Origin of the sequence: Paucilactobacillus suebicus DSM 5007 = KCTC 3549 (assembly GCF_001434475.1) — a bacterium.
In the GTDB taxonomy this organism is placed as follows: Bacteria; Bacillota; Bacilli; order Lactobacillales; family Lactobacillaceae; genus Paucilactobacillus; species Paucilactobacillus suebicus.
This window is the reverse complement of the sequence record NZ_AZGF01000002.1, coordinates 88,769-101,726: the sequence shown is the minus strand read 5'-3', so window position 1 is coordinate 101,726 and position 12,958 is coordinate 88,769. Positions and strand designations below refer to the sequence as shown.

Sequence of the window (12,958 nt, the reverse complement as noted above, 5' to 3'; positions counted from 1 at the left end):
TGCAGAAATGCAGTTCGGCTTTTTTAGTACATATTCATTTGCCATAAAATAACTAACATAGTAGCCGAACACAAAAAGGGTAGAAAAGGAATTCTATCGTGGTGTTTGAAGAATAACATCCACACGGTCGCGATGAGGCTACTGGATAATATGATCATATTTGTTAAATAAAATCCCCAAACAAATTGGCAAATCATGATCAGTTCTACATCTGCAAACCCAAGACTTTTACAATAAAGAGATAAGAATAAAAGCAGTAATAGGATAAAAATTGTTGCAATCCAAAAAGTGTAACTTTGATAATTTGGTAGTGGTAGTAAGAAAAAGCAAGGCGTCAGACCAAGCAAACAGATTGGGTAAATATAGCCAAATTCTAAATCCATTGTTGAAATAAAAATCAATGTTAAGAATACCAGTAGGTAGCCGACAAATAACTGCATTGGTAACTGACTGCATATGTGGCAAAAGGTTCCAATGCATAGTTCGTTTATAAAGGACACACAACTAATTCTTTGTTTGCAAAAATGGCATTTTCCTTTTTGGATGACGAAACCAATAATAGGAATAAGTTGCCAGTGTTTAAGCAGATGGTGGCATGAATCGCACGATGATCGTGGTATAATAATCGAGATACCTTGAGGGATGCGCCATGCACATAATGTTGTGAACGAAGCTAGAATTGTGCCAATACAAAAATATAGTAAGCTCATAATAATTACCTCCTATAATTTAAGTACGACATAATAGCAAAAAGTCGGATTTTATCTTGGAGGAATCGTTGACACTTAACACGGTGCGTGATATTCTATTAAAGGTGCTTTTTTCACAACGCAGTTATTCTGTCGCACGGCAGATTTTCGCTGTCGTCGACGGTAGCACAATGTAAACACGATCCTTGTGTGATTTTTTTTATGAAATAAAAAGAACCACCTGGATGTGTGGACTTAAAAACAGGAAGGGGAAACAAATTCATGCCAACAATTAACCAATTGGTACGTAAAGGGCGCAAATCAAAGAGCTCTAAATCAAAGTCACCAGCTTTGAGTTTTGGTTACAACAGTTATAAGAAAGCTTCAACAAGTAACCCAGCACCACAAAAGCGGGGTGTTGCAACTCGTGTCGGAACAATGACACCAAAGAAGCCTAACTCAGCATTACGTAAGTATGCTCGTGTACGTTTATCAAACTTAATCGAAGTTACTGCTTACATTCCAGGTATTGGACACAACCTACAAGAACATAGTGTTGTTTTGATCCGTGGTGGACGTGTTAAGGATTTACCTGGGGTTCGTTACCACATTATTCGTGGTGTTCTTGATACCGCAGGTGTCGAGGATCGTCGTCAAAGCCGTTCTAAGTACGGTACAAAGAAGCCAAAGGAATAGTAAAGAGAGGAGTAAACTAAATGCCACGTAGAGGACATGCTAAAAATCCAGAAGTTTTACCGGATCCAATGTACAATTCAAAGTTAGTTACCAGCTTGATCAACCGTTTGATGATTGATGGTCGCCGTGGAACTGCTTCAAAAATTTTATATGCTTCATTTGATTTGATCAAAGAAGAAACTGGCAATGATCCTGTTGAAGTTTTCGAACAAGCAATGGAAAATGTTATGCCAGTTCTTGAAGTTAAGGCTCGCCGTGTTGGTGGTTCTAACTATCAAGTTCCCATCGAAGTTCGTCCAGATCGTCGTACGACTCTTGGCCTTCGTTGGCTCGTTCAATATGCACGTTCACGCGGTGAACATACTATGACTGAACGTCTTGCTCGTGAAATCATGGATGCCGCTAACAATACTGGTGCATCTGTTAAGAAGCGTGAAGATACCCACAGAATGGCTGAAGCCAACCGTGCTTTTGCTCACTACCGTTGGTAATCTAAACCTTTTAATTGATTTGCCTGTTGAACACAGGCTGGTGGCTGTTATATGACATTTAAATTGCATATAGGAGCCACTTTTTCGGAATTATGATATTTTTATTTACCTGGAAGGAGAAACACTTTTAAGATGGCTAATAAACGAGAATACCCACTTGAAAAGACTCGCAACATCGGGATTATGGCCCATATCGATGCCGGTAAGACGACTACAACTGAGCGTATCTTGTATTACACTGGTAAAATTCACAAAATTGGTGAAACTCATGATGGTGCTTCACAAATGGACTGGATGGAACAAGAACAAGAACGTGGTATCACGATCACTTCTGCCGCTACAACCGCTGCATGGAAGGATCACCGTATCAACATTATTGATACCCCAGGACACGTTGACTTCACTGTCGAAGTTGAACGTTCACTTCGTGTGTTAGATGGTGCCGTTACTGTGCTTGATGCTCAAGCTGGTGTTGAACCACAAACTGAAACTGTTTGGCGTCAAGCATCAGATTACAATGTCCCACGGATCGTCTTTGCTAACAAGATGGATAAGATGGGTGCTGACTTTGATTTTTCAGTATCTACTATTAAGGATCGTCTCCAAGCAAACGCATTACCAATTCAAATGCCAATTGGTGCCGAAGACGATTTCGAAGGTGTTATTGACCTTGTTGAAATGAAGGCCGATATCTATGACGAAGACGAACTTGGTTCAAAGTGGGATACAGTTGATGTTCCAGAAGAATACAAGGCTGAAGCACAAAAGCGTCGTGATTCTATGATTGAGCAACTTGCTGATCTTGATGATGCAATCATGGAAAAGTACTTGGATGGTGAAGAAATTTCAGAAGCTGAAATTAAGGCTGCCATTCGTCGTGGTACTTTGAATCTCGAATTATTCCCAGTTCTTGCTGGTTCTGCTTTCAAAAACAAGGGTGTTCAAATGATGTTGGATGCAGTTATTGATTACTTACCATCACCACTTGATGTTAAGCCATACAATGCAACTGATCCTGATACTGGCGACGAAATCGAACTTAAGGCTGATGACAACGAACCATTCGCTGCTTTGGCATTTAAGATCGCCACAGATCCATTCGTTGGTCGTTTAACATTCATTCGTGTGTATACTGGTACTTTGGAATCAGGTTCATACGTTATGAACACAACTAAGGGCAAACGTGAGCGTGTTGGTCGTTTGCTCCAAATGCATTCAAATCACCGTCAAGAAATTCCAGAAGTATTCTCAGGTGATATTGCGGCTGCTATCGGATTAAAGAACACCACTACTGGTGATTCATTAACTGATCCAGACCGTCCACTTCAACTAGAATCGATGGAATTCCCTGACCCAGTTATCCAGGTTGCCGTTGAACCTAAGTCAAAGGCTGACCAGGATAAGATGGATGTTGCTCTTCAAAAGCTTGCTGAAGAAGATCCAACATTTAAAGCTGAAACTAATCCCGAAACTGGTGAAACATTGATCGCCGGAATGGGTGAACTTCACTTGGATATCATCATTGATCGTATGAAGCGTGAGTTTAACGTTGAAGCAACTGTTGGTAACCCACAAGTTTCATACCGTGAAGCATTCACTAAGAAGACACAAGCTCAAGGTAAGTTTGTTCGTCAATCTGGTGGTAAAGGTCAATATGGTGATGTTTGGATTGAATTCGAACCTAATGAAGAAGGTAAAGGATTTGAATTCGAAGATGCCATTGTTGGTGGTGTTGTTCCTCGTGAATACATTCCTTCAGTTGAACAAGGGTTGAAAGAATCACTTGAAAATGGTGTTCTTGCCGGATACCCATTAGTTGATATCAAGGCCAAGCTTTATGATGGTAGTTATCATGAAGTCGATTCTAGTGAAGCCGCATTTAAGGTTGCTGCATCATTAGCCCTTCGTAATGCTGCAAAGACTGCTGGTCCTGTAATCCTTGAACCAATTATGAAGGTTGATATTGTTATCCCAGAAGAATACATGGGAGATATCATGGGACAAGTTACTGCACGTCGTGGCCGTATCGATGGTATGGAAGATCGTGGTAATGCACAAATGGTTCACTCATTTGTTCCACTTTCAGAAATGTTTGGATATGCTACAACACTTCGTTCAGCATCACAAGGACGTGGTACATTCACAATGACATTTGATCATTATGAAAAAGTTCCAAAGTCTATTCAAGAAGATATCATTAAGAAAAATGGCGGCTCAAATATTAAAGAATAATTGATTCACCAAATTTAAACTCGATTTTGCAAATTTGTAATTTGCGGAATCGAGTTTTTTTAATAGTAGAAAAGAATTGAATAATAAAAAATTGCGAAAAGTCCTTGTGTTTGTAGGGAATGTCTAGTAATATATATAAGTGCTTGAGCTTTCCATGGGTATAACTATGTCCTGTGGCAGGTAAAAGTATATACAGCGTTGATGTGAGAGGTTGCGACACACCCGGCCGCTTTGCCACAGGATGTGGCGGTAATTTTCACGGAGCTAGTCAAATTTAAAATATTGACGAAGGAGGGAACATAATGGCAAAACAAAAAATTCGTATTCGTTTGAAGGCCTACGAGCATCGTACATTAGATCAGTCTGCTGACAAGATTGTTGAGACTGCTAAGCGTACTGGTGCATCAATTTCAGGTCCAATTCCGTTACCAACGGAACGTACCTTGTACACGGTGCTTCGTTCACCACATAAGCACAAGGATTCACGTGAACAATTCGAAATGCGGACACACAAGCGTTTGATTGATATTATCGATCCAACACCAAAGACAGTTGATTCATTAATGAAACTTGACTTGCCTAGTGGTGTCGACATTGAAATTAAGCTTTAGTAAATAATTATTACAACATATTGGAGGTGTACTCATGACCAAAGGAATCTTAGGTAAAAAAGTAGGGATGACTCAAGTATTCACTGAATCAGGTGAATTAGTACCAGTCACTGTAGTTGAAGTAACTCCTAACATTGTTCTTCAAGTCAAGACTGTTGAAAATGACGGCTATACTGCCGTTCAACTTGGCTTCGATGACAAGCGTGAAGTGCTCAGCAACAAGCCCGAACAAGGTCATGTAGCAAAAGCAAATACTACTCCTAAGCGCTTCATCAGTGAAATTAGAGATGCGCAATTAGGAGACGACGTTAAGGTTGGCGACGAAATTAAAGTTGATCTTTTTGCAGCTGGTGAAGCTGTCGACGTCACAGGAACAACAAAAGGACACGGATATCAGGGTAATATCCATAAGGATGGACAACAACGTGGACCTATGGCTCACGGTTCTCGTTACCATCGTCGTCCTGGTTCACTTGGTTCAATTATTAACCGTGTTTTCAAGGGTAAGAAATTACCAGGACGTATGGGTAACAACACTCGTACAATGCAAAGCTTGAAGATCGTTCGTGTTGATACTGATAACAACGTTTTGTTGATTAAAGGTAATGTTCCAGGTGCTAACAAGTCATTTGTTACCATTAAAAATTCTGTAAAAGCTAATACTAAGAAAAACCTTAGCAAGCAAAAAAACAAACAATAGGAAGGGAGGAACTAGGTAATGACAACAAGCGTTGCATTATATAAACAAGATGGAAGCCAAAATGGCACGGTTGATTTAAATGCCGATGTTTTTGGTATTGAACCAAACCAAAATGCCATTTATGATGCGGTTTTACGTCAACGTGCATCATTACGTCAAGGTACACATGCCGTTAAGAATCGTAGTGCAGTTAGCGGTGGTGGTAAGAAGCCATGGCGTCAAAAGGGAACTGGTCGTGCACGTCAAGGATCAATTCGGTCACCACAATGGCGTGGCGGTGGAATTGTATTTGGACCTACACCACGTTCATACAGTTTCAAATTACCCCGTAAGGTACGTCAATTAGCAATCAAGTCTGCTTTGTCAGAGAAGGTTGCTGATGACAAACTTGTCGTTGTTGATTCAATCAGCTTTGACAAACCAAAGACAAAAGAGTTCACTGCTGTCTTGGCAAACTTAAAAGTTGCAGAAAAGACTTTATTAGTTCTTGATAAAGATAATGAAAATGTTGCTTTGTCAGCTCGTAACATTGCTAATGTAACTGTTACAAATGCTGCAAATGTTAATATTTTAGATGTAGTTAATAACGACAAGTTAGTAATTACTCAATCAGCTCTTTCTCAAGTAGAGGAGGTGCTCGCATAATGGAAGCACGCGATATTATTTTACGTCCAGTTGTCACAGAAGCAACGATGGCATTCATGGATGACAAGCGTTATGCATTTGATGTTGATGTACGAGCTACCAAGACTCAAGTTAAGAAAGCTATCGAAGAAATCTTCGATGTTAAGGTAGTTAAAGTTAATATTATGAATGTTAAAGGTAAGTTGAAGCGTCAAGGCCGTTACGCTGGCTACACTAAGAAGCGTCGTAAGGCTATTGTCACTTTATCTGCCGATTCAAATGAAATTAAATTATTCAACGAAGAATAATTAAAAATCTAGAATAGGAGGAAAATAAAGTGGGAATTCGGAAATACAAACCAACCACTAACGGTCGTCGTAACATGACTGGTTCTGACTTTGAAGAGATTACTAAAACTACTCCAGAAAAGTCATTACTTGCTCCGCTAAGTCACACGGCCGGCCGTAATAGTTACGGACATATTACTGTTCGTCACCGTGGCGGTGGTACAAAGCGTCAATATCGTATTATTGATTTCAAGCGTATCAAAGATGATGTTCCAGCAACTGTTAAAGCAATTGAATATGATCCAAACCGTACAGCAAATATCGCTTTACTTGGATATGCTGATGGTACTAAATCATATATCATTGCTCCAAAGGGTTTAACTGTTGGTACTCAAGTACAATCAGGCCCAGATGTTGATATTAAGGTAGGTAATGCTCTTCCATTATCAAACATCCCTGTTGGTACTATCATCCACAACATTGAATTAAAGCCAGGTAAGGGTGGCCAATTGGCCCGTTCCGCTGGTGTTTCAGCACAAATCCTTGGTAAGGAAGACAAGTATGTTCTTGTTCGTCTTGCTTCAGGTGAAGTTCGAATGGTTCTTTCAACTTGCCGTGCATCTATCGGTACAGTTGGTAATGAACAACATGAGTTAATTAATGTTGGTAAAGCTGGTCGCAAGCGTTACTCTGGTCAACGCCCACACGTTCGTGGATCTGTTATGAACCCTAACGATCACCCTCATGGTGGTGGTGAAGGTAAAGCTCCAGTCGGTCTGCCATCACCTCTATCTCCATGGGGTAAGAAGACTGTTGGTAAGAAAACACGTTCACACAAGGCACGTTCAAGCAAGTTTATTGTTCGTGGTCGCAAGCGTGGACCACATACTCGCTAATTAGTTAACGGTAGAATCCGAGAGGAGGTAACACATAATGGGTCGTAGTTTGAAAAAAGGACCTTTCGCTGATGCTCACCTTTTGAAAAAGGTCGAAGCACAAGCTGATTCAGACAAAAAATCAGTGATCAAAACTTGGTCACGTCGTTCAACAATTTTCCCTAGCTTTGTAGGTTACACGTTTGCTGTGTATGATGGTCGTAAGCATGTTCCAGTTTACGTTCAAGAAGACATGGTAGGTCATAAGCTTGGCGAATTTGTACCAACTCGTACGTTCCATGGTCATGGTACTGACGATAAAACAACTGGTAAATAAAGGAGGGTGAATCATGGCAGAAGAGATTACATCAGCTAAAGCAACTGCTAAGACTGTTCGTGTATCGGCCCGCAAGGTTCGACTCGTTCTAGATGCCATTCGTGGCAAGAGCGTTGCTGAAGCTTTAGCAATTCTAAAGTTCACCCCTCGTGGTGCAGCTTCAGACGTAGAAAAAGTTTTAAAATCTGCTGTTGCAAACGCTGAAAACAATTTTGATTTAGATCGTGAATCATTGGTTGTAAGCCAAACATTTGCAAATGAAGGACCTACGCTTAAGCGTTTCCGTCCCCGTGCAAAGGGATCAGCTTCACCAATTAACAAACGGACAAGTCACATTACAGTGGTTGTATCAGAAAAGTAGGAGGAATAACTAGTGGGTCAAAAGATTAATCCAACAGGATTCCGTGTTGGTGTCATTCGCGATTGGCAAGCAAAGTGGTATGCTGAAAAAGATTTTGCTACATTCTTGAATGAAGATTTACGGATCCGTAAATATATTTCAAAACGACTTGCTGATGCCTCTGTATCAACCGTTGAAATTGAACGCGCAGCAAATCGCGTGAACGTTTCAATTCACACTGCCAAGCCTGGTATGGTCATTGGTAAGGGTGGTTCAGAAGTTGAAGCACTTCGTAAAGAGTTAAACAGTCTTACAGGCAAACGAGTTCACATTAACATTGTTGAAATCAAAAAGCCTGATCTTGATGCACACCTTGTTGGTGAAAGCATCGCTCGTCAACTTGAAGCTCGTGTAGCTTTCCGTCGTGCAATGCGTGGTGCAATGCAACGTGCAATGCGTGCGGGTGCTAAGGGTGTTAAGACTCAAGTTGCTGGCCGTTTGAATGGTGCCGACATGTCTCGTGTTGAAACCTATGCTGACGGTACAGTTCCTTTGCACACACTTCGTGCAGATATTGATTATTCATGGGATGAAGCTCACACCACTTATGGTGCTTTGGGCGTTAAGACCTGGATTTATCGTGGAGAAATTCTCCCAGAAAAGAAGGGCGCTAAGAACGCTACTGAGCAAGGAGGGAAATAAACATGCTAGTACCTAAACGAGTAAAGTTCCGTCGTGTTCACCGTGGCCACATGCGTGGTGAAGCTAAGGGTGGTAAAGCCGTTAGCTTTGGTGATTATGGTATCCAAGCATTGGACTCCAGCTGGGTTTCAAACCGTCAGATTGAAGCCGCTCGTGTTGCTATGAACCGTTACATGAAGCGTGGTGGAAAGCTTTGGATTAAGATTTTCCCACACAAGTCATATACGAGCAAAGGTGTCGGAGTTCGTATGGGTAATGGGAAAGGTACACCAGAAGGCTGGGTAGCACCTGTTAAGCGCGGTAAGGTAATGTTTGAAGTAGGTGGCGTTTCTGAAGAAGTTGCCCGTGAAGCATTACGTTTAGCCGGCCACAAGTTACCAATGCGTGTTAAGATCGTAAAACGTGAGGAAGTAGGTGGGCAATCAGATGAAAAGTAAAGATTTTGTTCAAGAATTGAACGGATTAACCACTGCTGAAATGCTTAATAAAGAAAAAGAACTGAAGGATCAATTGTTCAACTTACGTTTTCAATTGGCCACTGGTCAACTTGAAAATACCGCAAGTCTAAAGCAAGTTCGCAAAGACATTGCGCGGGTGAAAACAGTTCTTCGGCAACAAGAAATTAACAAATAGAATACGAAAAGGAGGATTAACGCATGAGTGAAGATCGTAATGCTCGTAAGGTATACCAAGGTCGTGTTGTTTCAGACAAAATGGACAAGACAATTACTGTTCAAGTTGATACTTATAAGACTGACCCTTCGTATGGTAAGCGAGTTAAGTACTCAAAGAAATATTATGCGCATGATGAAAATAACGATGCTAAGACCGGCGATTTAGTACGGATCATGGAAACTCGTCCATTGTCTGCTAAAAAACGTTTCCGTCTGCTTTCTATTGTTGAAAAAGCTGTTATTATCTAAATCATCACTTAAATTCGTATTCTGATTTGAAGATGGAAGGAGGACATTAACCGTGATTCAACAAGAAAGTCGGTTGAAGGTCGCTGATAACTCAGGTGCCCGTGAAATTTTAGTAATTAAGATTTTGGGTGGCTCACGAGTTAAGACTGGTAATATTGGTGACATTATTGTTGCTACTGTAAAACAAGCAACACCAGGTGGCGTTGTCAAAAAGGGAGACGTTGTTAAAGCTGTCGTCGTCCGTACAAAAGCTGGACTTCGTCGTAACGATGGTTCTTACATCAAGTTTGACGAAAATGCTGCCGTACTTATTAAGGATGACAAGAGCCCACAAGGAACTCGTATTTTTGGACCAATCGCCCGTGAACTACGTGATGATGATTTCATGAGAATCGTCTCATTAGCTCCAGAAGTTCTTTAATTCATCTATTTAATAAGGAGGTGCACATCAACATGTTCGTAAAAACTGGTGACAAAGTTCGAGTAATCAGTGGTAAGGACAAAGGCAAGGAAGGTACTGTCCAAAGTACACTTGCTAAGGAAAACCGCGTGGTTGTCGAAGGCGTAAATATGATCAAGAAACACCAAAAGCCAAGTAACAAGTATCCACAAGGCGGTGTTATTGACACTGAGGCGCCAATTCAAGCTTCAAACGTTATGCTTATCGATCCTTCAACAAATGAACCAACACGCGTTGGGTTTAAAGTTGTTGATGGCAAAAAGGTTCGCGTAGCTAAGAAGTCAGGCAAAACAATTGACTAATCTTTAAGGAAGGAGGAATAATACTTCATGGTAAACCGTCTTAAGGAAAAATACGTTAATGAAATTACACCTTCATTAATCGAAAAGTTCAACTATACATCTGTAATGCAAACTCCAAAAATCGATAAGATTGTTTTGAACATGGGTGTTGGCGATGCCACCACAAATGCAAAAAACTTGGACGAAGCAGTAGCAGAACTAGAATTAATTTCTGGTCAGAAGCCACTTGTTACAAAGGCTAAGAAATCAATCGCTGGTTTCCGTCTTCGTGAGGGCATGTCAATCGGTGCGAAGGTTACACTCCGTGGCGAACGCATGTATGACTTTTTGGATAAGTTAATCAATGTTTCTCTCCCACGTGTTCGTGATTTCCATGGTGTCAGCAATAAAGCTTTTGATGGCCGTGGTAACTATACACTTGGTGTTCGTGAACAATTGATTTTCCCAGAAATTGATTACGATAACGTTAACCGTGTTCGTGGATTGGATATTGTAATTGTTACAACAGCTCAATCTGATGAAGAATCACGCGAATTATTGGCAGAATTAGGAATGCCATTTGCTAAATAAATAAGGAGGTTCCACAAATTGGCAAAAAAATCACAAATTGCTAAAAACAAGCGTCCCGCTAAGTTTTCAACACAAAACTACACTCGTTGTGAACGTTGTGGACGTCCACATTCTGTTTATCAAAAGTTCCATCTATGCCGGATTTGCTTACGCGAACTCGCACATAAGGGCCAGATTCCTGGTATGAAGAAGGCCAGCTGGTAAACAACAAACCGACAAAAGGAGGATAAACATCGATGTCTATGAGTGATCCAATTGCAGACTTTCTGACTCGTATTCGTAACGCCAATATGGTTCGTCACGATTCAGTTGAAGTACCTGCATCTAAAATTAAGAAAGACATCGCAGAAATCTTAAAAAGCGAAGGTTTCGTTCGCGATGTTGAATATATTGACGATGATAAGCAAGGCATCATTCGTGTGTTCTTGAAGTATGGTAAGGACAACGAACGGGTTATTTCAGGGCTTAAGCGTATTTCGAAGCCAGGTCTTCGTTCATACGTTAAGGCTGACGCCGTTCCTAAGGTTTTAAATGGCTTAGGAATTGCTATCATTTCGACTTCTCAAGGTGTTGTTACCGATAAGGAAGCTCGAGCAAAGAAAATTGGCGGCGAAGTAGTCGCATACGTTTGGTAATTAATTAATAATAGTTAGGAGGTGCACAAATTGAGTCGTATTGGTTATAAAGAGATTGATTTGCCAGCAGGCGTTGAAATTTCACGCGATGGTGATGACGTTACAGTTAAAGGTCCTAAGGGTTCATTAACTCGTGCTATTTCTTCAGTTATTACAATGACTGTTGAAGGTAACGTAGTTAAGTTTGATCGTCCTGACGACAACAACAAGACTCGTGCATTGCACGGTACTACACGTGCCAATGTTAACAACATGGTTGAAGGCGTTGTAAATGGCTTTGGTAAAACATTGAAGCTCGTTGGTGTCGGATATCGTGCACAATTAAAAGGTACTAAGTTGATTTTGACTGTTGGTTATTCACATCCAGTTGAATTCGAAACTCCAGAAGGTCTTAAGCTCGAAGTTCCTGATAACACTACTATTAAAATTAGTGGTATCAGTAAGCAAGAAGTTGGTGACTTTGCTGCCGAAGTACGTGCAGTTCGTTCACCAGAACCTTACAAAGGTAAAGGTATTCGTTACGAAAATGAATATGTTCGTCGTTTGGAAGGTAAGACTGGTAAGTAGTTTTAATGTTTTAAAATAAATCAAAGAGGTGACTATTGTGATTTCAAAACCAGATAAGAATAAAACACGCCAACGTCGTCATGCACGCGTTCGCGGAAAGATTTCTGGTACTGCTCAGCGCCCACGCTTAAGTGTTTATCGTTCTAACAAAAACATCTACGCTCAATTAATTGATGATGTAGAGGGTGTGACGCTCGCAAGTGCCTCCACAATTGACAAAGAAGTTAGTGGAAATAAATCAGAACAAGCAGCCAAGGTTGGCGAATTGATCGCTAAACGTGGTACTGAAAAGAATGTCAGTGAAGTTGTATTTGATCGTGGCGGTTATCTGTATCATGGTCGTGTACAGGCTTTAGCTGAAGCAGCTCGTGAAAACGGACTTAAATTCTAGAGAAAAGGAGGAATAACCCGTAATGGCATCATTTATTGACCCATCAAAATTAGATCTTGAAGATAACGTGGTTGCTATCAATCGAATTACTAAAGTTGTTAAAGGTGGTCGTCGACTACGTTTTGCTGCATTAGTCATTGTTGGTGACAAGAAGGGCCACGTTGGTTTTGGCACTGGTAAAGCTCAAGAAGTTCCAGAAGCAATTCGTAAGGCTGTAGAAGCGGCTAAAAAGAACTTGATTGAAGTACCAATCGTCGGCACAACACTTCCACATGAAGTAGTTGGTGTTTACGGTGGTGGCCGTATTATGTTAAAGCCAGCCGTTGAAGGTTCTGGAGTTGCAGCCGGTGGCGCTGTTCGTTCCGTTATGGAACTTGCTGGTGTTGCTGATGTTACTTCAAAGCGTTTAGGCTCAAACACACCTGTCAATGTTGTTCGTGCCACTTTTGAAGGCTTGAAGGCATTGAAGAGTGCTGATGAAGTTTCAGCATTACGTGGTGTTTCACTCGAACACTTATCTAAATAG

General features: G+C 40.9%; 23 protein-coding genes. 22 read left to right on the top strand and 1 reads right to left on the bottom strand.

The genetic code is table 11. The features are described from left to right. Nucleotides 1-23: 23 nt before the first annotated feature. The gene (locus FD16_RS13320) at nucleotides 24-710 is read right to left on the bottom strand and encodes a prepilin peptidase (RefSeq protein WP_010621620.1); all 687 of its coding nucleotides are present in this window, start codon (nucleotides 708-710) and stop codon (nucleotides 24-26) included. A 261-nt stretch (nucleotides 711-971) separates the two neighbouring features. Here FD16_RS13320 and rpsL point away from each other — a divergent pair, with 261 nt between their 5' ends. The 22 genes from rpsL (at nucleotide 972) to rpsE (ending at nucleotide 12,958) form a co-directional block, all read left to right on the top strand. After that, complete coding sequence (gene rpsL, locus FD16_RS01485; protein WP_010621621.1) at nucleotides 972-1,385, top strand: 30S ribosomal protein S12; 414 nt, start codon at nucleotides 972-974, stop codon at nucleotides 1,383-1,385. Nucleotides 1,386-1,405: 20 nt separating this feature from the next. Continuing rightward, a complete protein-coding gene (gene rpsG / locus FD16_RS01480) occupies nucleotides 1,406-1,876 on the top strand; it encodes a 30S ribosomal protein S7 (RefSeq protein WP_010621622.1) in 471 nt (156 codons plus the stop codon). A gap of 132 nt (nucleotides 1,877-2,008) precedes the next feature. Continuing rightward, nucleotides 2,009-4,108, top strand: a complete 2,100-nt coding sequence (gene fusA, locus FD16_RS01475) for an elongation factor G (protein ID WP_010621623.1) — start codon at nucleotides 2,009-2,011, stop codon at nucleotides 4,106-4,108. Nucleotides 4,109-4,410: 302 nt separating this feature from the next. Continuing rightward, nucleotides 4,411-4,719, top strand: coding sequence for a 30S ribosomal protein S10 (gene rpsJ / locus FD16_RS01470; protein WP_010621624.1), 309 nt, complete (start codon nucleotides 4,411-4,413; stop codon nucleotides 4,717-4,719). Between the two features lie 34 nt (nucleotides 4,720-4,753). After that, a complete protein-coding gene (rplC, locus tag FD16_RS01465; protein WP_010621625.1) occupies nucleotides 4,754-5,419 on the top strand; it encodes a 50S ribosomal protein L3 in 666 nt (221 codons plus the stop codon). Nucleotides 5,420-5,437: 18 nt separating this feature from the next. Beyond that, a complete protein-coding gene (gene rplD, locus FD16_RS01460) occupies nucleotides 5,438-6,064 on the top strand; it encodes a 50S ribosomal protein L4 (RefSeq protein ID WP_010621626.1) in 627 nt (208 codons plus the stop codon). Continuing rightward, nucleotides 6,064-6,351, top strand: a complete 288-nt coding sequence (gene rplW / locus FD16_RS01455) for a 50S ribosomal protein L23 (protein WP_010621627.1) — start codon at nucleotides 6,064-6,066, stop codon at nucleotides 6,349-6,351. Before rplD ends, rplW begins: the two co-directional genes overlap by 1 nt. A 29-nt stretch (nucleotides 6,352-6,380) precedes the next feature. After that, complete coding sequence (gene rplB / locus FD16_RS01450) at nucleotides 6,381-7,226, top strand: 50S ribosomal protein L2 (RefSeq protein WP_010621628.1); 846 nt, start codon at nucleotides 6,381-6,383, stop codon at nucleotides 7,224-7,226. A gap of 37 nt (nucleotides 7,227-7,263) precedes the next feature. Further along, on the top strand, nucleotides 7,264-7,542 hold the full coding sequence (gene rpsS / locus FD16_RS01445; protein WP_010621629.1) for a 30S ribosomal protein S19: 279 nt from the start codon (nucleotides 7,264-7,266) through the stop codon (nucleotides 7,540-7,542). A gap of 13 nt (nucleotides 7,543-7,555) precedes the next feature. Beyond that, nucleotides 7,556-7,903, top strand: coding sequence for a 50S ribosomal protein L22 (gene rplV / locus FD16_RS01440; RefSeq protein WP_010621630.1), 348 nt, complete (start codon nucleotides 7,556-7,558; stop codon nucleotides 7,901-7,903). A 12-nt stretch (nucleotides 7,904-7,915) separates the two neighbouring features. Beyond that, entirely contained in the window at nucleotides 7,916-8,584 is a 669-nt protein-coding gene (gene rpsC / locus FD16_RS01435) for a 30S ribosomal protein S3 (RefSeq protein WP_010621631.1), read from the top strand. A 2-nt stretch (nucleotides 8,585-8,586) separates the two neighbouring features. Then, nucleotides 8,587-9,021, top strand: a complete 435-nt coding sequence (gene rplP, locus FD16_RS01430; RefSeq protein WP_010621632.1) for a 50S ribosomal protein L16 — start codon at nucleotides 8,587-8,589, stop codon at nucleotides 9,019-9,021. Then, complete coding sequence (gene rpmC / locus FD16_RS01425) at nucleotides 9,011-9,217, top strand: 50S ribosomal protein L29 (RefSeq protein WP_010621633.1); 207 nt, start codon at nucleotides 9,011-9,013, stop codon at nucleotides 9,215-9,217. The genes rplP and rpmC overlap by 11 nt, the downstream gene beginning before the upstream one ends. A 23-nt stretch (nucleotides 9,218-9,240) precedes the next feature. Further along, nucleotides 9,241-9,507: a 30S ribosomal protein S17 gene (gene rpsQ / locus FD16_RS01420; protein WP_010621634.1), complete on the top strand. Its 267-nt coding sequence runs from the start codon at nucleotides 9,241-9,243 to the stop codon at nucleotides 9,505-9,507. 52 nt (nucleotides 9,508-9,559) lie between these two features. Beyond that, on the top strand, nucleotides 9,560-9,928 hold the full coding sequence (gene rplN / locus FD16_RS01415; protein WP_010621635.1) for a 50S ribosomal protein L14: 369 nt from the start codon (nucleotides 9,560-9,562) through the stop codon (nucleotides 9,926-9,928). 32 nt (nucleotides 9,929-9,960) lie between these two features. Then, on the top strand, nucleotides 9,961-10,269 hold the full coding sequence (rplX, locus tag FD16_RS01410) for a 50S ribosomal protein L24 (protein WP_010621636.1): 309 nt from the start codon (nucleotides 9,961-9,963) through the stop codon (nucleotides 10,267-10,269). A 27-nt stretch (nucleotides 10,270-10,296) separates the two neighbouring features. Then, nucleotides 10,297-10,839 carry a 50S ribosomal protein L5 gene (gene rplE / locus FD16_RS01405; protein ID WP_010621637.1) on the top strand — a complete coding sequence of 181 codons (543 nt, stop codon included), beginning with the start codon at nucleotides 10,297-10,299 and terminating at the stop codon, nucleotides 10,837-10,839. 18 nt (nucleotides 10,840-10,857) lie between these two features. Beyond that, nucleotides 10,858-11,043 carry a type Z 30S ribosomal protein S14 gene (locus FD16_RS01400; protein ID WP_010621638.1) on the top strand — a complete coding sequence of 62 codons (186 nt, stop codon included), beginning with the start codon at nucleotides 10,858-10,860 and terminating at the stop codon, nucleotides 11,041-11,043. A gap of 32 nt (nucleotides 11,044-11,075) precedes the next feature. Further along, entirely contained in the window at nucleotides 11,076-11,474 is a 399-nt protein-coding gene (gene rpsH, locus FD16_RS01395; protein ID WP_010621639.1) for a 30S ribosomal protein S8, read from the top strand. A 30-nt stretch (nucleotides 11,475-11,504) separates the two neighbouring features. Continuing rightward, nucleotides 11,505-12,041, top strand: coding sequence for a 50S ribosomal protein L6 (gene rplF, locus FD16_RS01390; protein ID WP_010621640.1), 537 nt, complete (start codon nucleotides 11,505-11,507; stop codon nucleotides 12,039-12,041). Between the two features lie 37 nt (nucleotides 12,042-12,078). Then, nucleotides 12,079-12,432: a 50S ribosomal protein L18 gene (rplR, locus tag FD16_RS01385; protein WP_010621641.1), complete on the top strand. Its 354-nt coding sequence runs from the start codon at nucleotides 12,079-12,081 to the stop codon at nucleotides 12,430-12,432. A gap of 22 nt (nucleotides 12,433-12,454) precedes the next feature. Further along, the gene (gene rpsE, locus FD16_RS01380; protein ID WP_010621642.1) at nucleotides 12,455-12,958 is read left to right on the top strand and encodes a 30S ribosomal protein S5; all 504 of its coding nucleotides are present in this window, start codon (nucleotides 12,455-12,457) and stop codon (nucleotides 12,956-12,958) included.

Bases quoted from the DNA above. Each gene is read 5' to 3' on its own strand.
- FD16_RS13320 (WP_010621620.1), bottom strand. From the start codon at position 710: ATGAGCTTACTATATTTTTGTATTGGCACAATTCTAGCTTCGTTCACA.
- rpsL (WP_010621621.1), top strand. From the start codon at position 972: ATGCCAACAATTAACCAATTGGTACGTAAAGGGCGCAAATCAAAGAGC.
- rpsG (WP_010621622.1), top strand. From the start codon at position 1,406: ATGCCACGTAGAGGACATGCTAAAAATCCAGAAGTTTTACCGGATCCA.
- fusA (WP_010621623.1), top strand. From the start codon at position 2,009: ATGGCTAATAAACGAGAATACCCACTTGAAAAGACTCGCAACATCGGG.
- rpsJ (WP_010621624.1), top strand. From the start codon at position 4,411: ATGGCAAAACAAAAAATTCGTATTCGTTTGAAGGCCTACGAGCATCGT.
- rplC (WP_010621625.1), top strand. From the start codon at position 4,754: ATGACCAAAGGAATCTTAGGTAAAAAAGTAGGGATGACTCAAGTATTC.
- rplD (WP_010621626.1), top strand. From the start codon at position 5,438: ATGACAACAAGCGTTGCATTATATAAACAAGATGGAAGCCAAAATGGC.
- rplW (WP_010621627.1), top strand. From the start codon at position 6,064: ATGGAAGCACGCGATATTATTTTACGTCCAGTTGTCACAGAAGCAACG.
- rpsS (WP_010621629.1), top strand. From the start codon at position 7,264: ATGGGTCGTAGTTTGAAAAAAGGACCTTTCGCTGATGCTCACCTTTTG.
- rplV (WP_010621630.1), top strand. From the start codon at position 7,556: ATGGCAGAAGAGATTACATCAGCTAAAGCAACTGCTAAGACTGTTCGT.
- rplP (WP_010621632.1), top strand. From the start codon at position 8,587: ATGCTAGTACCTAAACGAGTAAAGTTCCGTCGTGTTCACCGTGGCCAC.
- rpmC (WP_010621633.1), top strand. From the start codon at position 9,011: ATGAAAAGTAAAGATTTTGTTCAAGAATTGAACGGATTAACCACTGCT.
- rpsQ (WP_010621634.1), top strand. From the start codon at position 9,241: ATGAGTGAAGATCGTAATGCTCGTAAGGTATACCAAGGTCGTGTTGTT.
- rplX (WP_010621636.1), top strand. From the start codon at position 9,961: ATGTTCGTAAAAACTGGTGACAAAGTTCGAGTAATCAGTGGTAAGGAC.
- rplE (WP_010621637.1), top strand. From the start codon at position 10,297: ATGGTAAACCGTCTTAAGGAAAAATACGTTAATGAAATTACACCTTCA.
- rpsH (WP_010621639.1), top strand. From the start codon at position 11,076: ATGTCTATGAGTGATCCAATTGCAGACTTTCTGACTCGTATTCGTAAC.
- rpsE (WP_010621642.1), top strand. From the start codon at position 12,455: ATGGCATCATTTATTGACCCATCAAAATTAGATCTTGAAGATAACGTG.